Genomic DNA, 18,877 nt, shown 5'->3' with positions numbered 1-18,877 from the left:
TATTGGCCCCGTTTTTTTACTCGTCCAGCATCACCACTTTGCCGACATACGGCAAATGGCGATAACGCTGCGCGTAATCAATACCGTAACCCACCACAAACTCGTCCGGGATAGCAAAACCGACGAATTCGACCGGCACATCCACTTCACGACGCGACGGTTTATCCAGCAGGGTACAAATCGCCAGCGATTTTGGCTCGCGCAGGCGCAGGATCTCGCGCACTTTCGACAGCGTGTTACCCGAATCGATAATGTCTTCCACGATCAGCACATCTTTGCCACGAATATCTTCGTCGAGATCTTTGAGGATTTTCACATCGCGGGTGGTGGACATGCCGCTGCCGTAGCTGGAGGCGGTCATAAAGTCGACTTCGTGCGACACCTGCACTTCACGGCACAGGTCAGCCATAAACATAAACGAGCCGCGCAGCAACCCAACCAGCACCATTTCGCTGCCGCTATCTTTATAACGCTCAGTGATTTGACGACCCAGCTCCGCGATACGCGCTTTGATCTCCGCTTCCGGGATCATCACTTCAACAGTGTGTTTCATTTTACTAACCATATGATTTAAAGAGTAAATCACTCAATACCGGCACTTAAACCAGTGATTGAAACGCAAGGTGCGCAGTATACCAGCAAAAAGATTGTTACGTGTTATTCCGCGACAAAGCTCATTTTGTGATGACGGTCACACTTGTTAACTCCTATAATTACTTGCTATCAAAATATTAACAAATCAACGGATGTGTTTTATGGCGGAAACAAAAACTCAACAGTCGCGGCTGCTTGTCACGCTGACGACGCTCTTTGCAGCCTTCTGCGGGCTGTATCTTTTAATCGGTGGGGTCTGGCTCGTCAGCATTGGCGGTTCCTGGTACTACCCCATCGCCGGTCTGGTCATGCTCGGCGTGACATGGCTGTTGTGGAAAGGGAAGCGCGCCGCGCTGTGGCTGTATGCCGCCCTGCTGCTGGCAACCATGATTTGGGGCGTGTGGGAAGTCGGTTTCGACTTCTGGGCGCTGACGCCGCGTAGCGATATCCTCGTCTTCTTCGGCATCTGGCTGATTCTGCCGTTCGTCTGGCGGCGGTTGATTGTGCCTTCCAGCGGTGCGGTAGCCGCGCTGGTGGTGGCACTGTTAATTAGCGGTGGCATTCTCACCTGGGCGGGTTTCAATGATCCGCAAGAAGTTCACGGCACCCTGAGCGCCGATGCCACACCGGCAGCGCCGATTTCACAGGTGGCCGATGGCGACTGGCCGGCCTATGGCCGTAACCAGGAAGGCCAGCGTTACTCGCCGCTGAAACAGATCAATGCCGATAACGTGAAAAACCTGAAGGAAGCCTGGGTGTTCCGCACCGGCGACCTGAAAATGCCAAACGATCCCGGTGAAATCACCAACGAAGTGACGCCAATCAAAGTGGGCGACACGCTGTTCCTGTGTACCGCACACCAGCGTTTGTTTGCGATTGATGCCGCCACCGGTAAAGAGAAGTGGCACTTCGATCCGCAGCTGAACACCAATCCTTCGTTCCAGCACGTCACCTGCCGCGGTGTTTCTTACCATGAAGCGCGCGCCGATAACGCCAGCCCGGATGTCGTTGCTGACTGCCCGCGCCGCATTATTCTGCCGGTGAACGATGGCCGTCTGTTTGCGCTGAATGCGGATAACGGCAAGCTGTGCGAAACCTTTGCCAACAAAGGGATCCTGAATCTGCAGACCAATATGCCGGATACCACGCCGGGTCTGTATGAGCCGACGTCTCCGCCGATCATCACCGATAAAACTATCGTGATTGCCGGTTCGGTAACGGATAACTTCTCCACCCGTGAAACCTCTGGCGTTATCCGTGGTTTCGACGTGAACACCGGTAAATTGCTGTGGGCCTTCGATCCGGGCGCGAAAGATCCGAACGCGATCCCGTCGGATGAACACACCTTCACCTTTAACTCGCCGAACTCGTGGGCACCTGCGGCCTATGACGCGAAACTGGATTTAGTCTATCTGCCGATGGGCGTGACCACCCCGGATATCTGGGGCGGCAACCGTACACCGGAGCAGGAGCGCTACGCCAGCTCGATCGTCGCGCTGAACGCCACCACCGGTAAGCTCGCCTGGAGCTATCAGACCGTACACCACGATCTGTGGGATATGGATATGCCATCCCAGCCGACGCTGGCGGACATTACCGTGAACGGCAAAACCGTACCGGTTATTTACGCGCCGGCGAAAACCGGTAACATTTTCGTCCTCGATCGTACCAACGGTAAGCTGGTGGTTCCGGCACCGGAAAAACCGGTTCCGCAAGGCGCGGCAAAAGGCGACTACGTAGCCAAAACCCAGCCCTTCTCCGAGCTGAGTTTCCGCCCGACGAAAAACCTGAGCGGCGCGGATATGTGGGGCGCCACCATGTTCGACCAACTGGTGTGCCGCGTGATGTTCCACCAGATGCGCTATGAAGGTATCTTCACGCCGCCATCTGAGCAGGGCACGCTGGTATTCCCGGGTAACCTGGGGATGTTCGAATGGGGCGGTATCTCCGTTGATCCAAACCGTCAGGTGGCGATTGCCAACCCAATGGCGCTGCCGTTTGTGTCAAAACTGATCCCGCGCGGTCCAGGCAACCCGATGGAGCCGCCGAAAGATGCGAAAGGTACCGGTTCGGAATCCGGTATTCAGCCGCAGTATGGCGTGCCGTTTGGCGTGACGCTGAACCCGTTCCTCTCGCCGTTCGGTCTGCCTTGTAAACAACCGGCCTGGGGCTACATTTCCGCACTGGATCTGAAAACCAACCAGGTGGTATGGAAAAAACGTATTGGTACACCGCAAGACAGCATGCCGTTCCCGATGCCGGTTCCGGTGCCGTTCAATATGGGGATGCCGATGCTCGGCGGCCCAATTTCCACCGCCGGTAATGTGCTGTTTATCGCCGCGACCGCAGATAACTACCTGCGCGCTTATAACATGAGCAACGGTGAGAAACTGTGGCAGGGCCGTTTGCCGGCTGGTGGCCAGGCGACACCGATGACTTATGAGGTTAATGGCAAGCAGTACGTGGTCATTTCCGCAGGCGGTCACGGTTCGTTCGGTACCAAAATGGGCGATTACATCGTCGCTTATGCACTACCGGATGACGCGAAGTAATCTCTCTTATCCCTGACCGGAAGTCGTTATAAAAAATCCCCTCTGCCATCTGGCATGAGGGGATTTTCTTTTCTGCGACCACCTGCCGTCGGAGAAAGCGAAAAGTGAAGCGCTAAACCGTAAAGCCTAACATCATCCCGGTATCTTCATGCTCCAGCAAATGGCAGTGCGCCATATAGGCAAATTCTTTCGGCGCGTCATGCTGGAAACGCACTAACACTGCGCTGCGCGCGCCATACACTTCAACCGTATCTTTCCAGCCTGCGCGATGCGCCGCTGGCGGTTTGCCATTTTCCGACAGAATGCGGAACTGCGTGCCGTGAATATGGAACGGGTGCAACATCATGTCGCCCTCGCCGGAGATCACCCAGCGCTCATATTGCCCTTTCCGCGCGGCAAATTGTGGTGTCGCCATATCAAAGGCCTTGCCGTTGATGCGGTTGGCGTTATGGAAATCAAAGCCATTGCCGCCATGGTTCATCTGGCCGCTATCCATTTGCATGTTACCCATTTGGCTATGGTCCATCTGACCATTATCCATTTGCATCTTGCCCATCTGGCTATGGTTCATCTGACCATGACCCATTTGCATATTCCCCATCTGCCCGTGGCCCATCATCCCGGCCATCGCGCTATCGCCATACTTCTGCTGTAGCGCCTGCATACCCATCATGTCGAGCATCGGATCCATCGACAGTTGCAAGGTGCGCTGCGTTAATCCTTCAAGCGCGGGTAAACCCGGCAGTGTCGCCAGCGTATCCGGTAACGTGCCGGAAGCGGTCACCTGTAATGGCTGGATGCGCAGCACCGGTTGCGGCTGGTCAAACGGCGCAACGGTCATTCCCATCTGCTGAACCGGTAAGGTGAGCAGATCAAACGGCTTACCATTGCTGGTATCAACCAATACTTCAAAGCGCTCGCCCATCAGCATCGGTAGCTCGCTCACTTTCACCGGCTCACTGAGCAAACCGCCGTCGCTTGCTACCACATACAACGGCCGTTGATCGCTGGTGGCAAACTTCAGTGAACGCGCATTGCAGCCGTTCAACAATCGCAAGCGCAGCCAGCCGCGCGGGGCGGAATGTTGCGGGTAAATGGCACCGTTGGTGAGCAGCGTATCGCCAAACCAGCCAACGGCTGCGCTCATCACATCCAGTTGGTAATCAATCTGGCCGTTGGCGGCGAATTTTTTGTCCTGCACGATGACCGGTACGTCATCAATGCCCCACTGTTGCGGCAGTCGCAATTTACGGCTGTTTTCATCCTCAATCAGCACCAGCCCTGCTAACCCCATCGCAACTTGTCGACCGGTTTTGCCGTGTTGATGCGGATGGAACCAACATGTCGCCGCCTGCTGTGTCGGGGTAAAGGTCACGGTTCGGCTACCACCGGGTTTAATAATGCCTTGCGGCCCGCCATCGACCTCGCCCGGCACCTCAACGCCATGCCAGTGCACGGTGGTCTCTTCGGCCAGCGTATTGCGGATCTCAACGGTGACCTCACGCCCCTGACGGAGCTGAAGCGTCGGGCCTAACAGCGCACCGTTGTATCCCCAGGTAGTGGCGCGTTTATTGCCAAACAGGGTTTCACCTGCCTGCACCGTTAACGCAATACGGTTTTGCGCGTCGGCGACAAGTAACGGTGGTACAGGCAATGCGGGGCGCTCAGCGGCGAACAGCGAACGGCTCCATAACGGCAGCGCGCTCATCACCCCCAGCGCAGCGGAATATTTCAAGAAATCTCGGCGTTGCATGGGCATTTCCTTATCGATTGCAGGTCATCTTTTGAGCTTAAACCCTCCCCCTGCCGGAAGGTCAAGAAAAGAGGCAATAATAAATATCGTCGCCATATCCGGACTGTGCTAACGTTTAAATTCCGTTACGCCGTGGTAGAAATAATGAAGACGTTTTTCAGAACAATTGTCCTGGGCAGCTTGCTGGCTGTCTCCGCCAACAGTTATGCACTGAGTGAATCCGAAGCTGAAGACATGGCCGATCTCACGGCAGTGTTTGTATTTTTGAAAAACGACTGCGGTTATAACAACTTACCGAATGGGCAGATCCGCCGCGCACTGGTTTTTTTCGCCCAGCAAAACCAGTGGGATCTCAGCAACTACGACACGTGGGACATGAAATCGCTTGGTGAAGAGAGTTACCGCGATCTCAGCGGTATTGGCATTCCGACCGCGAAAAAATGTAAAGCCCTCGCCCGCGACTCCCTGAGCCTGCTTGCCTACGTCAAATAACGGTGAACTTTTGACCGTGCATCGCTAATCAGAGTTAGCTATGATGTTGCGCCCGTTTTTAGCGGGTGTTAACAGAGGAGCTACCGATGGCCGATAACAACGTATGGCAAGAGACGCTGCACGACCATTTTGGTCAATACTTTGCCGTTGATAAGGTGCTGTATCACGAAAAGACCGATCATCAGGATCTGATTATTTTCGAGAACGCCGCTTTTGGCCGCGTTATGGCGCTGGATGGCGTGGTGCAAACCACCGAACGTGACGAATTTATCTATCACGAAATGATGACCCATGTTCCGCTGCTGGCACACGGCCACGCGAAACACGTGCTGATCATTGGCGGCGGCGACGGCGCGATGCTGCGCGAAGTCACCCGCCATAAAAATATTGAAACCATCACCATGGTAGAAATCGACGCTGGCGTCGTCTCTTTCTGCCGCCAGTATCTGCCAAAGCACAATGCAGGCGCCTATGATGATCCGCGTTTTACGCTGGTGATCGACGACGGCGTGAATTTTGTTACTCACACTGACCAGACGTTTGACGTGATTATCTCGGACTGTACCGATCCTATCGGGCCAGGCGAGAGCTTGTTTACCTCTGCGTTTTATGAAGGCTGCAAACGCTGCCTGACCCCTGGCGGGATCTTCGTCGCGCAGAACGGCGTCAGCTTCTTACAGCAAGATGAGGCGGTCGACAGCTACCGCAAGCTCGGCCACTATTTCAGCGATGTCGGCTTCTATCAGGCGGCGGTGCCAACCTATTACGGCGGCATTATGACGTTCGCCTGGGCCACGGATAACGAGGCACTGCGCCATCTCTCCACCGAGATTATTGCCGCTCGTTTCCGCAACGCCAATCTCACCTGCCGCTACTACAACCCGGCGATTCATACGGCAGCCTTTGCCCTGCCGCAATATTTACATGATGCACTGGCTGCACAGTAACACTAAGGGGGTGATAAAAATTGAAAAAGCTTAAACTACATGGCTTTAACAACCTGACCAAAAGCCTGAGTTTTTGTATCTACGACATTTGCTACGCCAAAACCGCAGAAGAGCGTGATGGCTATATTGCCTATATCGATGAACTTTACAACGCCAACCGTTTGACGGAGATCCTCACGGAAACCTGTAACATCATTGGCGCGAATATTTTGAACATTGCCCGCCAGGATTACGAGCCGCAGGGCGCGAGCGTAACCATTTTGGTAAGTGAAGAGCCTGTCGACCCGCAGCTTATCGACAAAACCGAGCACCCGGGCCCGCTGCCGGAAGCGGTCGTCGCGCATCTGGATAAAAGCCATATCTGCGTACACACCTATCCGGAAAGCCATCCGGAAGGTGGTTTGTGCACCTTCCGCGCGGATATTGAAGTCTCAACCTGCGGTGTGATTTCACCGCTAAAAGCGCTGAATTACCTGATCCACCAGCTCGAATCCGATATCGTCACCGTCGATTATCGCGTGCGCGGCTTTACCCGCGATATCAACGGTATGAAACACTTTATCGATCATGAGATTAATTCGATTCAGAACTTTATGTCGGATGATATGAAATCGCTGTATGACATGGTGGACGTCAACGTGTATCAGGAAAATATCTTCCATACCAAGATGTTGCTTAAAGAGTTCGACCTTAAGCACTACATGTTTCATACCAGACCGGAAGATTTGACGCCGCAAGAACGTAAAGAGATCACCGAAGCGCTGTGGAAAGAGATGCGCGAGATCTACTACGGCCGCAATATTCCGGCCGTGTAACGCACCAGGGGCGCAAGGACGCGCCCTGATTAACGCTGCTGGAGGAACTGCCGGTAAGCCGCCACCACCTGAAGAAAATCCTCAACGCCACACAGCGACAGGCTCTCTTCGTCGTAGTAACTCATTCCCTCTTCCATTTCATCGCCGGAAAATTCCAGCTGGTTCGCGCGGATCATCACCTCTTCGCCATCCAGCCACAGCGTGTATTCATGGCCCGCGCGTTGCCAGGTACGTTCGCTGCCTTTCACCGTTTTCGCCGCCTGCTCCACTTCATCGAGTAGCGCCAGGTTCTCTTTCACTTCTTCATTGAACCAGTGCCCCACCACTTCGTGGCCCATCGACATGCGCACCTTTACCACTCCGGTGATATCACGCAAAAATTCGTAATCCATATTCGCTTCCTCATGCAGGCCAGATAGCCGCCTATGCTGTAATTATCGCAGCACAATACAAGAAAAAAAGCGCAGCGGCCGGAAGCGAGGAAAAATAACCACTCAGGCGTGGAGAAAATAAGCGCGGCGGGCGTTTTAGCGACGGGAATAACAACAGGCGGGCAAAAAAAAGCCACCCCGCAGGGTGGCCTTCGTTATCAGACGGCAGTCTGGAAAATCACGCCGTCCGCTTTTTCGGTGTACTGGTTCAACTGGTCAAAGTTGAGGTAACGGTAAGTATCGACAGCGGTTTTATCCACCTGCGCCATAAAGTTGAGATACTCTTCCGGCGTTGGCAGTTTACCGATCAGCGCCGAAACCGCCGCCAGCTCCGCAGAAGCCAGGTAGACGTTCGCACCGGTACCTAAACGGTTCGGGAAGTTACGAGTTGAGGTGGACACCACCGTCGCGCCGTCTGCGACACGCGCCTGGTTACCCATGCACAGGGAACAACCCGGGATCTCAATACGCGCCCCGCTCTTACCAAACACGCTGTAGTAACCCTCTTCGGTTAACTGCGCGGCGTCCATACGGGTCGGCGGCGCTACCCACAAGCGGGTCGGCAACTGGCCTTTATGGCTGTCCAGCAGTTTACCAGCAGCGCGGAAGTGACCGATGTTGGTCATGCAGGAACCGATGAACACTTCGTCGATGCTTGCGCCCTGAACGTCAGAGAGCAGACGCGCATCGTCCGGATCGTTCGGTGCACAGAGAATCGGCTCTTTGATTTCCGCCAGATCGATCTCGATCACCGCCGCGTATTCCGCGTCGGCATCCGCTTCCAGCAGTTGCGGATCGGCCAGCCATTTCTCCATGCCCTGGATGCGGCGCTCCAGCGTACGGCGGTCGCCGTAGCCTTCGGCAATCATCCACTTCAGCAGCACGATGTTGGAGTTCAGATACTCAATAATCGGCTCTTTGTTCAGCTTAATGGTACAACCAGCAGCGGAACGCTCAGCAGAAGCATCGGTCAGCTCAAACGCCTGCTCGACTTTCAGATCCGGCAGACCTTCGATCTCCAGAATGCGGCCGGAGAAGATGTTTTTCTTACCTTTCTTCTCAACGGTCAGCAGACCCTGTTTGATCGCGTACAGCGGGATCGCATGCACCAGATCGCGCAGCGTAATACCCGGCTGCATTTTGCCTTTAAAGCGCACCAGCACTGATTCCGGCATATCCAGCGGCATCACGCCGGTCGCAGCGGCAAACGCCACCAGACCTGAACCCGCCGGGAAGGAGATACCAATCGGGAAACGGGTATGCGAATCGCCACCGGTACCGACGGTATCCGGCAGCAGCATACGGTTCAGCCACGAGTGGATAACGCCGTCGCCCGGACGCAGCGAAACACCGCCACGATTCATAATGAAGTCCGGCAGCGTGTGGTGTGTGGTCACGTCAACCGGCTTCGGATACGCCGCCGTGTGACAGAAGGATTGCATCACCAGGTCAGAAGAGAAGCCCAGGCACGCCAGGTCTTTCAGCTCATCACGCGTCATCGGCCCGGTGGTATCCTGAGAACCCACAGAAGTCATTTTCGGTTCGCAGTAAGCGCCAGGGCGGACACCGGCCACACCGCAGGCACGGCCAACCATTTTTTGCGCCAGCGAATAACCACGGTTGCTTTCCGCCACGTCTTTCGCCTGACGGAAAACGTCGCTGTGCGGCAGGCCCAGCGCTTCACGCGCTTTGGTGGTCAAGCCACGACCGATAATCAGCGGAATACGGCCACCGGCGCGCACTTCGTCAATCAGCACTTCGGTTTTCAGCTCAAAGCTCGCCAGCAGTTCGCCGGTTTCGTGATTACGGACTTCGCCTTTGAACGGGTAAACGTCAATCACGTCGCCCATGTTCAGGCTGTTAACATCCACTTCGATCGGCAGCGCGCCGGCATCTTCCATGGTGTTAAAGAAAATTGGCGCGATTTTGCCGCCGAGCACCAGGCCGCCGCCGCGTTTGTTCGGCACAAACGGAATGTCGTCGCCCATAAACCACAGCACCGAGTTGGTGGCGGATTTACGCGAAGAACCGGTGCCCACAACGTCGCCCACATAGGCCAGCGGGAAGCCCTTTTTCGCCAATGCTTCAATTTGCTTGATCGGGCCAACGCTACCTGGCTGATCCGGCTCAATGCCTTCACGGGCGTTTTTCAGCATCGCCAGCGCGTGCAGCGGGATATCCGGGCGTGACCAGGCATCCGGTGCCGGGGAAAGGTCATCAGTGTTGGTTTCACCCGTGACTTTGAACACGGTAACGGTGATTTTCTCAGCCAGCGCCGGGCGGCTCAGGAACCATTCGGCATCGGCCCAGGACTGCATCACCTGTTTGGCGTACACGTTGCCCGCTTTCGCTTTCTCTTCCACATCGTAGAAGTTATCGAACATCAGCAGCGTGTGGGACAGGGCTTTGGCGGCGATCGGCGCGAGCTTTTCGTTGTCCAGCGCGTCAATCAGCGGATGAATGTTATAGCCGCCCTGCATGGTGCCCAGCAGTTCGATCGCTTTTTCAGGGGTAACCAGTGGGGAGGTGGCATCGCCTTTGGCGATAGCGGCAAGGAAACCCGCTTTTACATAGGCAGCTTCATCAACGCCCGGTGGGACACGGTTAGCCAGCAGGTCAATCAGAAATTCTTCTTCGCCAGCAGGCGGGTTCTTCAGCAGCTCGACAAGCCCTGCCATTTGGGTTGCATCTAATGGTTTTGGCGCAATCCCCTCAGCGGCACGTTCAGCTACGTGCTTACGGTATTCTTCTAGCACGACGGTTCTCCTCGCTCTCATTGTCATAATGCGGCAGGCGTTTCTCTTCACGCTCCTGTGAGACAGCAGTTTGTAGGGTAAATCCGCGAACCGCGTCGGGCAGCATAGCAGGATTTTCAGGGGGTGTTAATCTGTTTACAAAAAAGCAACATTAAATACTTGCTGAATCGTTAAGGACGGAATAAAGCAGGCGGGAGAAGGTTTTAACGACAGAGAATCCTCGCCCACTGGAATGAAAAACGGCCCCGCAGGGCCGTTTGGTTACATAGCTGTTACGCCGAACCTAACAACGAACGCACATTGCTGTTGGAATACTTTTCCGGGGTGACGGTTTGATCCACCAGCTTACCCAGCACGTATTTTTGCACCGTTGAGCGGTTGTTCACCTGCTCGTTATGACCGACGCTTGCCAGTTGCCCGCGACCGTTATAGTTGAGCGTGGTGGTGTTCTCTTCATCGTTTTCCACCAGATGGTAGAAGTAGTTTTGCGACGACTTCATTTTGTTCAGCGCCAGCGGAATCGACGGGTCGATAGCCTCATGCCAGGCGGCGCTCAGATGGCTGCGTGCCGTCTGCTTCACGGTTTTTGAGCCGTCATCGCGGGTCTGCTCTTCGGAAGACTGCGAGGCGGTGTAAGCGAAGCGATCTTTCTCTTCTTCATGCAGCGGATTAGGTGATTTCTCGGTTTGCACCAGCGACAGCGAAAAATCATTCAGCCCGCTTAATTGCGAAACGCCACTCGTATCAAGGGTGAGGTTTTGGCCTGTGGTGACGTTGGCGCTTTCCGCATCGCGAGTGGTGTTCAGCGCGCGGAATACAGATTTCATCGCTTCCATCTGACCACGATCGCCATTTCCGGCAATACGCGCTTTATCGAATTTATCGTCATACGCCTTCAGCGCCAGCTGCTGTTGGCCGTAGCTGCCGGAGAGCGCAGGTTTGGACATATCGCTGCTCATCTTCAGCGAATAGTCGCCATCCTGGTAGGCAACGGAGCGCGCTTTGTCATCGGCATGGAAATTAAGCGACTGCAGCGAATCATCGCCATTGCGGATATCGGTTTTCAGATCGACGGATTTCAAGCGATTGCTATCAAAATTGGTTAAACCGGCGATATCGAGTTTTGGCGGTTGTTGCCCCAAGCCGCTGAGCGCTTTGCTTAACGCGTTGCCGAGGTTCGCCACTGCCGTCGCATCATCATCATTTAACGCGTCGCCCTCCGTTTTCACCTCAACCGCGATGCCGTTGTCCTGCTGGGTCATCGTCAGGTGAACAGTCGAGCCGGATTTGGTGGCGATACTGAGCGTCACCGCTGATTTGTTCGCACCGGCGCTGGCACCCAATTCAGCGCTCACCCCGGTCAGTGCCTGGGTGAAATCGCCACGGTTCTCTTTAAGGTTGTCAAGCAGCGCACTGCCAAGGCCAGCCATCGAGGAAACCGAAGCACCGCCCAGGGCCGATTGCATCAGCCCCTCAATAATGGGGTTGGACTGCTGTGCAACATTGGTGCTCATTTTTTTCGGTGACAGGCTATAAACCGCCGAAATCTCTGAAGTCTGGCTACCGAACATCACTTTCGCCGAGGTGTTATTGTTGGCGACGGCATTATTACTGCTGGCGGCACGTGCAGCAGCGCCAACCTGTGTTGTCGCGTTCACGCGCGTCACAGAAGGCAGCTGTAAGGCAAAACTAAGTCCGCGGATCATGACGATGAAACTCCCTCTCTCACCGATACTGGTAGTCATCTACCATCGGCAGTTTTTGCACAATCTTTATACTTTGCGGATGAAAACCCTGAATTCATCACGAAACGCAATAAAAATAGGCGAGTCAGTTATCTGACTCGCCTATTTCAGGCTACCCATGCATTCATCATATTGAATGCAAAGGCGGCTTACATAATGTTAGCGACAGATTTCGCCAGCTGCGCTTCGAGAGCCGGTTTGGCTTCTTCGAATTTCAGGTTCACTTTGTTCGCGTTAGACACAACACGCGTCTGGTATTTCGCGCGGTTGCCTTCTTCGGTGCTGGTTTGCAGTTTGATACCGGAAGTGCCCTGACGCAGCGCGGCACCTTCGTAACCACTTTTCCGGTATCCCTGGGTTTCACGCAGATCCATTTTGTCGACTTTCAGCATGCTGGCCTGGCTCCAGTCAACGGGAAAAGAGGCAAAAAAAAGCAGCCCGCAGGCTGCCTTATCGTAAACTGGCGAAACTTACTTTTTCTTCGCTTTCGGGTTCGGCAGGTCGGTAATGCTACCTTCGAACACTTCAGCCGCCAGACCGACGGATTCATGCAGTGTCGGGTGCGCGTGAATGGTCAGCGCGATATCTTCCGCATCGCAGCCCATTTCGATAGCCAGACCGATTTCACCCAGCAGCTCGCCGCCGTTGGTGCCGACAATCGCGCCACCGATAACACGGTGCGTCTCTTTGTCGAAAATCAGTTTGGTCATACCGTCAGCGCAGTCAGAAGCGATAGCACGGCCGGAAGCAGCCCACGGGAAGGTGGCGGTTTCGTAGCTGATGCCTTTCTCTTTCGCTTCTTTCTCGGTCAGACCCACCCACGCAACTTCCGGCTCGGTGTAGGCGATAGACGGGATAACTTTCGGATCGAAGTAGTGTTTCTTACCGGCGATAACTTCAGCGGCCACGTGGCCTTCATGCACGCCTTTGTGCGCCAGCATCGGCTGACCGACGATATCGCCGATAGCGAAGATGTGCGGCACGTTGGTGCGCAGCTGTTTATCAACACGGATAAAGCCACGGTCGTCCACTTCCACGCCTGCTTTGCCAGCGTCGAGGTTTTTACCGTTCGGCACACGGCCGATAGCCACCAGCACGGCGTCATAACGCTGCGCTTCAGCAGGGGCTTTTTTGCCTTCCATGGAAACGTAAATGCCGTCTTCTTTCGCTTCAACGGCGGTCACTTTGGTTTCCAGCATCAGGTTGAATTTCTTACCGATGCGTTTGGTGAAGACTTTAACGATGTCTTTGTCTGCGGCCGGGATAACCTGATCGAACATTTCAACCACGTCAATTTCTGAACCCAGCGCATGGTATACAGTACCCATTTCCAGACCGATGATACCGCCCCCCATAACCAGCAGGCGTTTTGGTACAGATTTCAGTTCCAGGGCGTCGGTAGAATCCCATACGCGCGGATCTTCATGTGGAATGAACGGCAACTGGATCGGACGGGAACCCGCCGCGATGATAGCGTTGTCGAAGTTGATCACGGTTTTGCCGTTTTCGCCTTCCACTTCCAGGGTGTTCGCCCCGGTGAATTTACCCAGACCGTTAACCACTTTCACTTTACGGCCTTTGGCCATACCCGCCAGACCGCCGGTCAGCTGAGTGATAACTTTCTCTTTCCAGGTACGAATCTTGTCGATATCGGTTTTCGGCTCGCCGAAGACGATACCGTGTTCAGCCAGCGCTTTGGCTTCTTCGATAACTTTTGCAACGTGCAGCAGCGCTTTAGAAGGGATACAACCCACGTTCAGACAAACACCGCCGAGAGTGTTGTAACGTTCAACGATGACGGTTTCCAGACCTAAATCAGCGCAACGGAAGGCAGCAGAGTAACCTGCCGGGCCTGCCCCAAGTACCACGACCTGAGTTTTGATTTCAGTACTCATCATGACCTCTTATTGATTTCCGGCGGTCAGGGGTACTTCATGTCGCCCTTCATCCACCGGGACGTTCTATCCGCCCGCAGTTTACAAAATTGTTAACAATTTTGAAACAACAAACGGCAAACGATTTGTCCTTTTGCCCCTGATAACCCCAACAGCCTTATGAGATTACCAGAAAAAAGCCGGCCGTCAGGCCGGCTTCTTCGATTACATCACCAGACGGCGAATGTCAGACAGCATGTTGTTGATGATGGTGATAAAGCGCGCACCATCAGCACCGTCAATCACACGGTGGTCGAAGGAGAGCGAAATCGGCATCATCAGACGCGGTACGAACTCTTTACCGTTCCAGACCGGCTCCATTGCAGATTTGGAGACGCCCAGGATAGCCACTTCCGGCGCGTTAACAATCGGTGCGAAGTGGGTAGTCCCCAGGCCGCCGATGCTGGAGATGGTGAAGCAACCGCCCTGCATTTCGCCAGCGGTCAGCTTACCGTCACGCGCTTTCTTGGAAATCACCGTCAGTTCGCGGGACAGCTCGGTAACGCTCTTCTTGTTCACGTCTTTAAAGACCGGAACAACCAGGCCGTTCGGGGTATCCACCGCAACACCGATGTTGATGTATTTCTTCAGTGTCAGGCGCTGACCGTCTTCAGACAGCGAGCTGTTGAAGCGAGGCATTTGCTCAAGCGCGGCAGCAACGGCTTTCATGATGAAGACAACCGGGGTGAATTTCACATCCAGTTTGCGCTTCTCAGCTTCGGCGTTCTGCTGTTTACGGAACGCTTCCAGATCGGTGATATCGGTTTTGTCGAAGTGCGTAACGTGCGGGATCATCACCCAGTTACGGCTCAGGTTAGCACCAGAGATTTTCTGGATACGGCCCAGTTCCACTTCTTCGATTTCGCCGAACTTGCTGAAGTCCACTTTCGGCCACGGCAGCAGACCCGGCAGAGAACCGCCAGTTGCGCCAGCGGCAGGTGCAGATTCAGCACGTTTCACCGCGTCTTTCACGTAAGCCTGAACGTCTTCGCGCAGGATACGGCCTTTACGACCGGTGCCTTTCACTTTCGCCAGGTTAACGCCGAATTCGCGCGCCAGGCGGCGGATCAGCGGAGTAGCGTGGACGTAAGCGTCGTTTTCTGCGAAGTCAGATTTACCTTCTGCTTTCGCAGCCGGTGCCGCAGCAGGTTTAGCAGCCTGCGCCGGGGCAGCAGCAGATGCCGGAGCGGCAGCGGCAGCCGGAGCCGCGGCAGGCGCAGCGCCTTCCACTTCGAATACCATGATCAGCGAGCCAGTGGAGACTTTGTCGCCCACGTTCACTTTCAGCTCTTTAACAACACCGGCGAACGGTGCCGGGACTTCCATAGAGGCTTTGTCGCCCTCTACGGTGATCAGAGACTGTTCAGCGGAGACTTTGTCGCCCACTTTCACCAGCACTTCGGTCACTTCAACTTCGTCGCCGCCGATATCCGGTACGTTGACCTCTTTCGCGCCAGCCGCAGTTGCCGGTGCGCTCGCCGCAGCCGGAGCGGCTGCCTGAGCCGGAGCCGCAGCAGGTGCAGCAGGTGCAGCACCCGCCACTTCGAAGATCATGATAAGCGAGCCGGTAGAGACTTTGTCGCCGGTGTTGATTTTGATCTCTTTCACGGTGCCAGCGAACGGCGCCGGAACTTCCATAGAGGCTTTGTCGCCCTCTACGGTGATCAGAGACTGTTCTGCCGCAACGGTGTCGCCCACTTTCACCAGAATTTCGGTGACTTCAACTTCGTCACCGCCGATGTCAGGGACGTTCACTTCTTTCGCTGCCGCGGTTGCTGACGCAGCAGCGGCCGGAGCGGCCTCTTTCTTCTCTTCTGCCGGAGCAGGTGCAGCGGCTGCTGCACCATCGGCGGAATCGAAAATCATGATCAGTTTGCCCGTCTCGGTTTTGTCGCCAACAGAGACTTTGATCTCTTTAACAACGCCAGCCTGCGGAGACGGAACTTCCATAGAAGCTTTGTCGCCTTCTACAGTGATCAGCGACTGTTCAGCTTCAACTTTGTCGCCCACTTTGACCAGAATCTCGGTGATTTCAACTTCATCAGACCCGATGTCCGGTACTTTGATTTCGATAGCCATTATCTCTTTACCTCTTACGCCAGACGCGGGTTAACTTTTTCTGCATCGATGTTGAATTTGGTGATTGCTTCCGCCACCACTTTCTTGTCGATTTCGCCACGTTTAGCCAGTTCGCCCAATGCTGCAACCACCACGTAAGAAGCATCAACTTCGAAGTGGTGACGCAGGTTCTCACGGCTGTCGGAGCGACCGAAGCCATCAGTACCCAGTACGCGGTAGTCATCAGCCGGTACGTAAGTACGAACCTGCTCGGCGAACAGTTTCATATAGTCAGTTGATGCCACAGCCGGTGCGTCGTTCATCACCTGAGCGATGTACGGAACGCGCGGCGTTTCCAGCGGGTGCAGCATGTTCCAGCGCTCACAATCCTGGCCATCACGCGCCAGTTCAGTGAAGGAGGTGACGCTGTACACGTCAGAGCCCACGCCGTAGTCATTCGCCAGGATCTGCGCTGCTTCACGCACGTGACGCAGGATAGAACCGGAGCCCAGCAGCTGAACTTTACCTTTGCTACCGGCAACGGTTTCGAGTTTGTAGATACCTTTACGGATACCTTCCTCGGCACCTTCCGGCATCGCCGGCATGTGGTAGTTTTCGTTCAGCGTGGTGATGTAGTAGTAAATGTTCTCTTGCGCTTCACCGTACATACGTTGCAGACCGTCATGCATGATGACTGCCACTTCGTACGCGTAAGACGGGTCGTAAGAGATACAGTTCGGGATAGTCAGCGACTGAATATGGCTGTGACCATCTTCGTGCTGCAGACCTTCGCCGTTCAGGGTCGTACGACCCGAAGTACCACCGATCAGGAAGCCGCGAGCCTGCTGGTCGCCAGCCTGCCAGCACAGGTCACCGATACGCTGGAACCCGAACATGGAGTAGTAGATGTAGAACGGGATCATCGGCAGGTTGTTGGTGCTGTAAGAAGTCGCAGCAGCCAGCCAGGATGCGCCAGCACCCAGTTCGTTGATGCCTTCCTGCAGGATCTGACCTTTCTCGTCTTCTTTGTAGTAAGCAACCTGCTCACGGTCCTGCGGGGTGTACTGCTGGCCGTTCGGGCTGTAAATACCAATCTGACGGAACAGACCTTCCATACCGAAGGTACGCGCTTCGTCGGCGATGATCGGCACCAGACGATCTTTGATCGACTTGTTCTTCAGCATCACGTTCAGGGCACGTACGAAAGCGATAGTGGTGGAGATCTCTTTATTCTGCTCTTCCAGCAGCTGGGAGAAGTCTTCGAGCGCAGGCAGATCCAGTTTTTCGGTGAAGTTCGGCTGACGAGACGGCAGGTAGCCTTTCAGCGCCTGACGACGTTCGTGCAGGTATTTGTGCTCTTCAGAACCTTCCGGGAAGGTGATGTAAGAGAGGTTTTCAACCTGCTCATCGGTAACCGGAACATTGAAACGATCGCGGATATAACGCACGCCGTCCATGTTCATTTTCTTAACCTGGTGAGCGATGTTTTTACCTTCTGCGGTATCGCCCATGCCGTAACCTTTGATGGTATGGGCCAGGATAACAGTCGCTTTACCTTTGGTTTCACGCGCTTTTTTCAGTGCCGCGTAAACTTTCTTCGGATCGTGGCCGCCACGGTTCAGGGCCCAGATCTGCTCATCAGTCCAGTCTGCAACCAGCGCTGCGGTTTCCGGGTATTTACCGAAGAAGTGCTCACGCACATACGCGCCATCTTTGGATTTGAAGGTCTGGTAATCGCCGTCGACGGTTTCGTTCATCAGCTGGATCAGTTTACCGCTGGTATCTTTACGCAGCAGCTCATCCCAACGACCGCCCCACATCACCTTGATAACGTTCCAGCCAGCACCGGCGAAGATGCCTTCCAGTTCGTTGATGATTTTGCCGTTACCGGTTACCGGGCCATCCAGACGCTGCAGGTTACAGTTGATGATGAAGCACAGGTTATCCAGTTTTTCACGGGTGGCGATGGTGATAGCGCCTTTGGATTCCGGCTCATCCATCTCACCGTCGCCGAGGAAGGCGTAAACGGTTTGCTCAGAGGTATCTTTCAGACCACGGTGTTCCAGATATTTCAGGAACTTCGCCTGATAGATCGCGCCAATCGGGCCCAGGCCCATGGATACGGTCGGGAACTGCCAGAATTCCGGCATCAGTTTCGGGTGCGGGTAAGAGGAGAGGCCTTTACCGTGAACTTCCTGACGGAAGTTGTTCATCTGCTCTTCAGTCAGACGACCTTCCAGGAATGCACGTGCGTAGATGCCCGGAGAGATGTGGCCCTGGAAGTACACCAGGTCGCCGCCGTCTTTCTCGTTACGCGCGCGGAAGAAGTGGTTGAAGCAAACTTCATAAACGGTCGCGGAAGACTGGAAGGACGCCATGTGGCCGCCCAGCTCAAGGTCTTTTTTGGACGCGCGCAGCACCGTCATGATGGCGTTCCAGCGGATAGCTGAACGAATGCGGCGTTCCAGTTCCAGATTGCCCGGGTATTCCGGTTCATCTTCAACGGCAATAGTGTTTACATAGTTGCTCGCCCCTGTGCCAGCTGCCACTTTCACACCGCCTTTGCGGGCTTCAGAAAGGAGCTGGTCAATCAGATACTGAGCACGCTCAACACCTTCTTCACGGATGACCGATTCGATCGCCTGTTGCCAGTCGCGAGTTTCGATCGGATCCACGTCATTTTGGAAACGTTCTGACATGGGGGGTATTCCTTATCTATCTAATACGTTGATTTGTCTGGAACCTGTCCCATTGCATTCTCATGCCTTTTCGTTCAAACCACAAAAGTGCAATAAGACAG

At 54.7% G+C, this 18,877-nt stretch carries 12 protein-coding genes and 1 pseudogene; 4 read left to right on the top strand and 9 right to left on the bottom strand.

Annotated elements, in window-relative coordinates; all coding sequences use genetic code 11:
* Positions 1–16: 16 nt before the first annotated feature.
* On the bottom strand, positions 17–553 hold the full coding sequence (hpt, locus tag M8Q36_RS09945; protein WP_017457963.1) for a hypoxanthine phosphoribosyltransferase: 537 nt from the start codon (positions 551–553) through the stop codon (positions 17–19).
* A gap of 202 nt (positions 554–755) precedes the next feature.
* On the opposite strand from hpt, the gene M8Q36_RS09940 reads away from it, so the two are divergent.
* A complete protein-coding gene (locus M8Q36_RS09940) occupies positions 756–3,146 on the top strand; it encodes a glucose/quinate/shikimate family membrane-bound PQQ-dependent dehydrogenase (protein WP_249880768.1) in 2,391 nt (796 codons plus the stop codon).
* Positions 3,147–3,258: 112 nt separating this feature from the next.
* Here M8Q36_RS09940 and cueO read toward each other — a convergent pair whose 3' ends face one another.
* Positions 3,259–4,899: a multicopper oxidase CueO gene (gene cueO / locus M8Q36_RS09935; protein WP_249880767.1), complete on the bottom strand. Its 1,641-nt coding sequence runs from the start codon at positions 4,897–4,899 to the stop codon at positions 3,259–3,261.
* Between the two features lie 144 nt (positions 4,900–5,043).
* On the opposite strand from cueO, the gene M8Q36_RS09930 reads away from it, so the two are divergent.
* The 3 genes from M8Q36_RS09930 to speD all read left to right on the top strand — a co-directional run bounded on the left by M8Q36_RS09930 (position 5,044) and on the right by speD (position 7,153).
* A complete protein-coding gene (locus tag M8Q36_RS09930; protein WP_020456577.1) occupies positions 5,044–5,391 on the top strand; it encodes a YacC family pilotin-like protein in 348 nt (115 codons plus the stop codon).
* Positions 5,392–5,477: 86 nt separating this feature from the next.
* Positions 5,478–6,338 (top strand): polyamine aminopropyltransferase, encoded by an 861-nt coding sequence (gene speE, locus M8Q36_RS09925; protein ID WP_249880766.1) that lies wholly within the window; start codon positions 5,478–5,480, stop codon positions 6,336–6,338.
* Between the two features lie 20 nt (positions 6,339–6,358).
* On the top strand, positions 6,359–7,153 hold the full coding sequence (gene speD / locus M8Q36_RS09920; protein ID WP_020456575.1) for an adenosylmethionine decarboxylase: 795 nt from the start codon (positions 6,359–6,361) through the stop codon (positions 7,151–7,153).
* 29 nt (positions 7,154–7,182) lie between these two features.
* On the opposite strand, the gene yacL is transcribed toward speD, so the two are convergent.
* The 7 genes and pseudogenes from yacL to aceE form a co-directional block, all read right to left on the bottom strand.
* Complete coding sequence (gene yacL, locus M8Q36_RS09915) at positions 7,183–7,545, bottom strand: protein YacL (RefSeq protein ID WP_020456574.1); 363 nt, start codon at positions 7,543–7,545, stop codon at positions 7,183–7,185.
* Between the two features lie 197 nt (positions 7,546–7,742).
* Positions 7,743–10,340 carry a bifunctional aconitate hydratase 2/2-methylisocitrate dehydratase gene (gene acnB / locus M8Q36_RS09910; RefSeq protein ID WP_020456573.1) on the bottom strand — a complete coding sequence of 866 codons (2,598 nt, stop codon included), beginning with the start codon at positions 10,338–10,340 and terminating at the stop codon, positions 7,743–7,745.
* Positions 10,341–10,612: 272 nt separating this feature from the next.
* Positions 10,613–12,046 carry a hypothetical protein gene (locus M8Q36_RS09905; protein WP_249880765.1) on the bottom strand — a complete coding sequence of 478 codons (1,434 nt, stop codon included), beginning with the start codon at positions 12,044–12,046 and terminating at the stop codon, positions 10,613–10,615.
* A 188-nt stretch (positions 12,047–12,234) separates the two neighbouring features.
* Positions 12,235–12,492: pseudogene (gene traT, locus M8Q36_RS09900) on the bottom strand (complement resistance protein TraT); the annotation flags it as partial.
* Positions 12,493–12,555: 63 nt separating this feature from the next.
* Positions 12,556–13,980: a dihydrolipoyl dehydrogenase gene (lpdA, locus tag M8Q36_RS09895; protein WP_025263731.1), complete on the bottom strand. Its 1,425-nt coding sequence runs from the start codon at positions 13,978–13,980 to the stop codon at positions 12,556–12,558.
* 204 nt (positions 13,981–14,184) lie between these two features.
* Entirely contained in the window at positions 14,185–16,098 is a 1,914-nt protein-coding gene (aceF, locus tag M8Q36_RS09890) for a pyruvate dehydrogenase complex dihydrolipoyllysine-residue acetyltransferase (RefSeq protein ID WP_249880764.1), read from the bottom strand.
* A 14-nt stretch (positions 16,099–16,112) separates the two neighbouring features.
* On the bottom strand, positions 16,113–18,776 hold the full coding sequence (gene aceE / locus M8Q36_RS09885) for a pyruvate dehydrogenase (acetyl-transferring), homodimeric type (protein WP_020456568.1): 2,664 nt from the start codon (positions 18,774–18,776) through the stop codon (positions 16,113–16,115).
* Positions 18,777–18,877 lie beyond the last annotated feature (101 nt).

This window comes from Kosakonia sp. R1.Fl, assembly GCF_023516815.1.
Classification (GTDB): Bacteria; Pseudomonadota; Gammaproteobacteria; order Enterobacterales; family Enterobacteriaceae; genus Kosakonia.
This window is presented reverse-complemented; position numbering and strand designations above follow the sequence as displayed.